At 61.7% G+C, this 6,737-nt stretch carries 5 protein-coding genes and 1 pseudogene; 4 read left to right on the forward strand and 2 right to left on the reverse strand.

Translation table 11 applies throughout. The features are described 5' to 3' along the window. Nucleotides 1-20 precede the first annotated feature (20 nt). Nucleotides 21-968: a 2-hydroxyacid dehydrogenase gene (locus VFB05_RS31650; protein WP_325020043.1), complete on the forward strand. Its 948-nt coding sequence runs from the start codon at nt 21-23 to the stop codon at nt 966-968. A gap of 14 nt (nt 969-982) precedes the next feature. Here the strand turns inward: VFB05_RS31650 and VFB05_RS31655 are convergent, their stop codons facing one another. Then, on the reverse strand, nt 983-1,873 hold the full coding sequence (locus VFB05_RS31655; RefSeq protein ID WP_325020045.1) for a sigma-70 family RNA polymerase sigma factor: 891 nt from the start codon (nt 1,871-1,873) through the stop codon (nt 983-985). Continuing rightward, the gene (locus VFB05_RS31660; RefSeq protein WP_325020047.1) at nt 1,851-2,765 is read right to left on the reverse strand and encodes a hypothetical protein; all 915 of its coding nucleotides are present in this window, start codon (nt 2,763-2,765) and stop codon (nt 1,851-1,853) included. The genes VFB05_RS31655 and VFB05_RS31660 overlap by 23 nt, the downstream gene beginning before the upstream one ends. 781 nt (nt 2,766-3,546) lie before the next feature. On the opposite strand from VFB05_RS31660, the gene rplJ reads away from it, so the two are divergent. The 3 genes and pseudogenes from rplJ to VFB05_RS31675 all read left to right on the forward strand — a co-directional run. Beyond that, entirely contained in the window at nt 3,547-4,065 is a 519-nt protein-coding gene (gene rplJ, locus VFB05_RS31665; protein ID WP_325020049.1) for a 50S ribosomal protein L10, read from the forward strand. Between the two features lie 58 nt (nt 4,066-4,123). Next, nucleotides 4,124-4,504, forward strand: a complete 381-nt coding sequence (gene rplL / locus VFB05_RS31670; RefSeq protein ID WP_325020051.1) for a 50S ribosomal protein L7/L12 — start codon at nt 4,124-4,126, stop codon at nt 4,502-4,504. A 487-nt stretch (nt 4,505-4,991) separates the two neighbouring features. Further along, nucleotides 4,992-6,737, forward strand: a pseudogene (locus VFB05_RS31675) (DNA-directed RNA polymerase subunit beta); the annotation flags it as partial.

The following is a 6,737-nucleotide window of genomic DNA, read 5'->3' on the forward strand; positions in this document are numbered from 1 at the left end:
CGAGTACGTGAGAGGGACGCATGCCCGAGAAGGTGCTGATCTATTCGAAGTTTCCCAAAGCGCTGATGGTGCGGATCGGCGAACGCTTTGAGCTTCTGGACGCCGCCGGCAAGCCGCCGTCGGAAGTTTTCTCCGCGGAGCAGCTTTCTACCATTCGCGCCATGATCACGGCCGGCGGAACGCAGCTCCCAGGCCGCGTGATGGACACCTTGCCGTCTTTGCGCGCGATCGTCTGCTACGGCACCGGCTATGACGGCGTCGATCTTGCCGCCGCGAACGAACGCAACATCATCGTCGGCAACAGTCCAGGCGCCAACGCCGCCAGCGTCGCCGATCTCGCGGTGACGTTGATGCTGGCCGCGACACGGCGGATCATTCCGGCCGACGCCTTCGTGCGTGACGGCAGTTGGGTTGCGTCAAAACCGTCGCCGCTTTTGCGAGCGCTGCCCGGCAATCCCGGTCGCCGCATCGGCATCTATGGCATGGGCGAAATCGGCCGCAAGATTGCATCACGCATGGCCGCGTTCGAGACCGAGGTCGGCTACTTCAGCCGAACGAAGTATGACCTTCCGTATCGCTCTTTCGAAAGCCTGGATGCGCTCGCCGAGTGGTGCGACGTGTTGATGATCGCGGTGCGCGCCAGCACCGAGACCCATCACGTCGTCAATGCCGATACCCTGAAGAAACTCGGCAGCGATGGTTACGTCGTCAATATCGCACGCGGCTCGGTTATCGACGAGACGGCGCTGGCCGCGGCGCTGAAGGACAAGGTCATCGCCGGCGCTGGTCTCGACGTGTTCGAGAAGGAGCCGCATCCGCCGGGAGCGCTGACGTCGCTGCCGAACGTCGTGCTGACCCCGCATGTCGGCGGCCATACGCAGGATTCGCACGCGGCGATGCAGGACTGTGTGATCAAAAATCTCGAGGCGTTCTTTGCAGGTCAGCCGCTGGCCTATCCCGTACGTTGAGTTCGGCCAGAAGCCTAGTGAGGCACTGAACCAGGCGCGTCACGCAGCTTGTCGGGATTGCGCACGAGATAGATGGCGGCGATCTTCTCGCCATCGATGTCGATGCTCAAGGTGTGGTCGAGCTCGCCATCCAGATAGAGCAGGGCGCCGACGCTGCCATTGATCATGGCGGGCTCGATGCGGATGTCGTGTCCGGCGCCGCCCTTGGCAGCTACGCTGACAAAGAAGCGCGCGACCTTGTCGGCGCCGTGGATCGGATTGAGGGCGGCTGTCTTGCGTCCGCCGCCATCGGTGAGCGCAACGGCGTCCTCGCATAGCAAGCCAGTCAATCGTGACAGATCGCCGCTCGCCACCGCTTCCAGGAAAGCCTTCAACAACAGCTCGTGGCCATCGGGCGCCGCCGCGGGCAGCGGCCGCTCGTTGCGCACCGCGCGGCGGGCGCGTGTCGCCAGTTGCCGGCAGGCCGGTTCGCTACGGTCGATCATCGTTGCGATCTCGGAGAACGGAACCTCGAAGACATCATGCAGCAGGAACGCGGCCCGCTCCTGCGGCGACAGCCGGTCGAGCGCCAGCAGCAGTGCGAACGAAAGATCGTCGGCGAGCTCGGTCGCTGCTTCCGTCGAAAGGGCGCCTGTGTCGAACACCGGCTCGGGAAGCCAGGGGCCGACATAGATTTCCCGCTGCGCCTTGGCGCTCTTGAGCCGGTCGAGACAAAGCCGCGTCACGATGGTGACGAGAAAGGCTTCGGGGCTACGAACGTCCGTGGCGTCGGCAAACCGCAAATACGCGTCCTGCACGACGTCCTCGGCGTCGCTGCGGCTGCCGAGCATACGATAGGCCAGCCCGAGCAATCGCCGCCGGTAAGGCGCGATCGGATCGTTCTCAGGCGGCCTGCTTGATGACATCGATGTCTTTCCCGCCAACCGATATCCGGCGGCATTCCTTGGCGTAACCGAGGGCTGCTTTCATCATCGGATACATCCGGCCCATTTGCAGCGCGAAGGCGAGGTCAATGACACCTTTCTCGCCCCATTGGGCGCGGACGGCGTCACGATGTTCATCTTCGTCGGCGGACCGCCGCACGACGGCGTCAGCAAAGCGGAACGCGAGCACCACGTCGTCGCTCATGGCGCGGACGTCGCGGCGCACGACGGCTTCGATCTGGTCTTTCGGTATGCCGGCTTCAAGCGCCATGTCGACGACGAGTTGCGCGCAAGGTCCGCAATCTTCGGCCTTGGCGCCGGTGAGCCCTGCGGCGAAGCTCGCTTCCATGGGAACCACCTCGCGGTGACGCGACGCCTTCATCAGCGGCGCGAATTTGAAGAAGGCCGAGGGTGATTCCTTGAGCAACATGTCGAGATAGCTTGTGTCGTATCCATATTGCTGGCGGAAACGGCGCAAGAGGCGGCGTGCGAACCAACTACGCATGATTTTCTCCTTGTCTGGCAGGACGGAATAGAGCGCGAGTGCGGATGGAAGCACCACGGCAACAACGTCGAACGCGGCGCGATGGTCGTGGCCTGCGACGATCATCGCGAGATGAATGAGGCCGTGGAACACCAGGAAGGCAGCGCCCGCGAGCGCGACCGGCCAGAGGGCCGGGCGCCACGCGCGGACCGCCAAAGCAAGGCCCGCAACCAGGAACGCCGCGCCGACATCCTGCACAAAGTGGGGATTGAACGGGCCGGTATCGGCCGCGCCCGGAACGCTTTGGAACCAGAACGGGCCGGCGAACAGCATCAAAAGGCCGTTTCCGACGTTCAAAATCGCTAAGACTGCCGCTAACACTCGTCGCATGGGGACCTCCTGCTCCCCAGACGAACGAGAGAGGGCCGATGTGACAGTTCCCGGAATGATTTTTGGGGTATTTTCGGCTAGTGCCCGTAACTTTCCGAAGTTCGTGCAGCGCCTCCGCACGCACCTTTTGCGAACTTCGGAAAGTTACGGGCACTAGAAAACTTATGGTTCTAGTGCCGCTTTGCTATTTGACGTTCCTGGGCTGAATTCGCCGCTCGCGGTGTAGGAACGTCAAATAGGCGGCACTAGCTCGAAATTAGCCCTTGGCAAGGCGGAAAAGACCCGTTAAACACCGCGCTTCCGGACGTGCTGGCCAATCGCTGGCACGTCTGTGCTCGCATTCCGAAAGAGAACGAATAGGAGACTTCCCTTTCAAGACATTCCGTATGGATGCCTGGAAAGGAGAAGAGGGCTGTCGTTTCCTTAGGAGAGTGGGCAGGGACAGGCTGGTTTGCCGGCAGGTCCCGATCCTGTCCAAGACTACAGGCGCCTGAGATAAACGTAAGTTTATCAACGGCTTAATAGTTAAGCCTGTACAGACGGGTGAAGACCAGATTTCGCTCCGGTGCGTGCGGCTTACCCCGATGCGACGGAGATTTGGTTCGAACCTCGACATCCCCAGTCCCAAAAGGCTCGGGAGGGCAGGCGTTTCAATGTCGTTCTGCCCGACGGTCCTTGAAGAGCTGTTCGCGTCTTTTGAGGTCAGATTGAAGGCAGGACGACGGGTGCAACCCGGCGGTCCAGCCTCTGGCTTGAGACCGCCAACCGGAGAGAGCTTGCTGTGGAAAGAGCGGCAAAAAAGGGCGCGGTCGAAGAGCTGAACGGTCTGTTCAAGACCACAGGCGTCGCGATCGTTGCTCATTATTCCGGCCTCACCGTTGCCCAGATGCAGAAGCTGCGCATGCAGATGAAGCAGGCGGGTGCCTCGGTGAAGGTCGCGAAGAACCGTCTCGCCAAAATTGCTCTTGAAGGCACTGACGTCGTTGCCATCGGCACCCTGTTGAAGGGGCCGACCGTGATCGCGACTTCCAAGGATCCGGTAGCGGCGCCAAAGGTTGCCATCGAATTCGCCAAGACGAACGAGCAGTTCGTCATTCTCGGCGGGTCGATGGGTAAAACCGTCCTGAATGTCGATGGCGTGAAGGCGCTTGCCTCGCTGCCGTCGCTCGATGAACTGCGCGGCAAGATCGTTGGCCTCCTGGTGGCGCCGGCGACCAAGCTCGCTCAGCTGTCGAATGCGCCCGCGGCAAAGCTCGCGCGCGTCATTCAGGCTCATGCCTCGAAGGGCGAAGCGGCCTGACGGCTCTCGCAAAACACATAACCCTGGTTCGAACCGATACGTTTAAGGAAACAGATCAATGGCTGACTTGCAGAAAATTGTTGACGACCTCTCGAGCCTGACCGTGCTCGAAGCGGCCGAGCTCGCAAAGCTCCTCGAAGAGAAGTGGGGCGTCTCTGCGGCTGCGGCCGTGGCAGTTGCTGGCCCGGCGGGCGGCGGCGGCGGTGCGGCGGCTCCGGCTGAAGAAAAGACCGAGTTCACGGTCGTTCTGGCCGCTTCCGGCGACAAGAAGATCGAGGTCATCAAGGAAGTCCGTGCGATCACCGGCCTCGGCCTCAAGGAAGCCAAGGACCTGGTCGAAGGCGCTCCGAAGCCGGTCAAGGAAGGCGTCAACAAAGAAGAAGCCGACAAGATCAAGGCCCAGCTGGAGAAGGCTGGTGCGAAGGTCGAGCTCAAGTAACCGCAGGTTACCTGAACGAGATTCCGGACGGGCGAAGCCCGGTCCGGGATCCAGCATAGCGACTGGCGGTGGCCGAATCGGCTATCGCAAGACCCCGCCGGGTTCCACTTGGCGGGCGTCGGACACGAGAAAGTGTGGGGATGCGCGGGGAAACCCCTCGCATTTCCATGATTGCCATCCCATATCGGGACGGCAGCACGAAAGCACGGCAGGCGGAAGGGACCGTAAGCTCCCGCCGCAAGCCGTTGGGAGATAGGCAATTTCGGGCTTTGCAGTCCGTAACGAAGCAATTTTAGACGTGCGGGTGTGTTGAAGCGCCCCGTGCGTCGCTTTGCGTTCTTTGAGTACCGGGTACTTCGATTCAGGATTTTCAGGTCCTGATGAGGGCGGGCTGGGCCGAAGGACGAGTAGACATTCAACTCCGAAGGCGACCCCGCGCTTTCGGAAAGGTCCGCTCCTTGTTGGGGCGGCGAAACGAGAGGCCACGATGGCGCAACAGACGTTCACCGGTCGCAAACGCGTTCGCAAGTTTTTCGGTCACATCAAGGAAGTCGCAGAGATGCCGAACCTCATCGAGGTTCAGAAGGCGTCCTACGATCAGTTCCTGATGGTGGACGAGCCGCAGGGCGGCCGTCTCGATGAGGGCTTGCAGGCAGTCTTCCGCTCGGTGTTTCCGATCTCGGATTTCTCCGGCACCTCGATGCTGGAGTTCGTGCGCTATGAATTCGAGCCGCCGAAATACGACGTCGACGAGTGCCGCCAGCGCGGCATGACCTTCGCTGCGCCGCTGAAGGTGACGCTGCGCCTGATCGTGTTCGATATCGACGAGGAAACCGGCGCGAAGTCGGTGAAGGACATCAAGGAGCAGGACGTCTACATGGGCGATATCCCGCTCATGACGATGAACGGCACCTTTATCGTCAACGGCACCGAGCGCGTCATCGTCTCCCAGATGCACCGTTCGCCCGGCGTGTTCTTCGACCACGACAAGGGCAAGACGCATTCTTCGGGCAAGCTGCTGTTCGCGGCCCGCGTCATTCCGTATCGTGGCTCCTGGCTCGACATCGAATTCGACGCCAAGGACATCGTCTATGCGCGTATCGACCGTCGCCGCAAGATTCCGGTGACGTCGTTGATGTTCGCGCTGGGTCTCGACGGTGAGCAGATCCTTTCGACCTTCTACAAGAAGATCAACTACAAGCGCGCCAAGGAAGGCTGGCGCGTGCCGTTCGACGCCACCCGTTTCCGCGGCTACTCGACGGTCAACGACCTGATCGACGCCGACACCGGCAAGGTGGTGCTGGAAGCCGGCAAGAAGCTCACCGTGCGCGCCGCGCGCCAACTCCAGGAGAAGGGGCTGAAGGCGCTGCGGATGTCGGATGAGGAGCTGGTCGGCAACTATCTCGCCGAAGACCTCGTCAATCCGAAGACCGGCGAAATCCATGCCGAAGCCGGTGAAGAGATCACCGACAAGCTGATGAAGGCGCTGAACGAGCAGGGCTACAAGGAACTGCCGATTCTCGACATCGACCATGTCAATGTCGGCCCCTACATCCGCAACACGCTGCATGCCGACAAGAACATGACGCGCGAAGACGCGCTGTTCGACATCTATCGCGTCATGCGTCCGGGCGAGCCGCCGACGCTGGACTCGGCTCAGGCCATGTTCCAGTCGCTGTTCTTCGACAGCGAGCGCTATGACCTGTCGGCCGTGGGCCGCGTCAAGATGAACATGCGCCTCGAACTCGATGCGCCCGACACCCATCGCACGCTGCGCAAGGAAGATATCCTCGCGGTCATCAAGACGCTGGTCGACCTGCGCGACGGCAAGGGCGAGATCGACGACATCGACCATCTCGGCAACCGCCGGGTGCGCTCGGTCGGCGAGCTCATGGAGAACCAGTATCGCATCGGCCTGCTCCGCATGGAGCGTGCGATCAAGGAGCGCATGTCGAGTGTCGATATCGATACCGTGATGCCGCAGGACCTGATCAACGCGAAGCCGGCGGCTGCCGCCGTGCGCGAGTTCTTCGGCTCCTCGCAGCTCTCGCAGTTCATGGACCAGACCAACCCGCTGTCGGAGATCACCCATAAGCGGCGCCTGTCGGCGCTTGGCCCGGGCGGTCTGACCCGCGAGCGCGCCGGCTTCGAGGTGCGCGACGTGCACCCGACGCATTACGGCCGCATCTGTCCGATCGAGACGCCCGAAGGTCCGAACATCGGTCTGATCAAT

The organism is Bradyrhizobium sp., from assembly GCF_035652035.1.
Classification (GTDB): Bacteria; Pseudomonadota; Alphaproteobacteria; order Rhizobiales; family Xanthobacteraceae; genus Bradyrhizobium.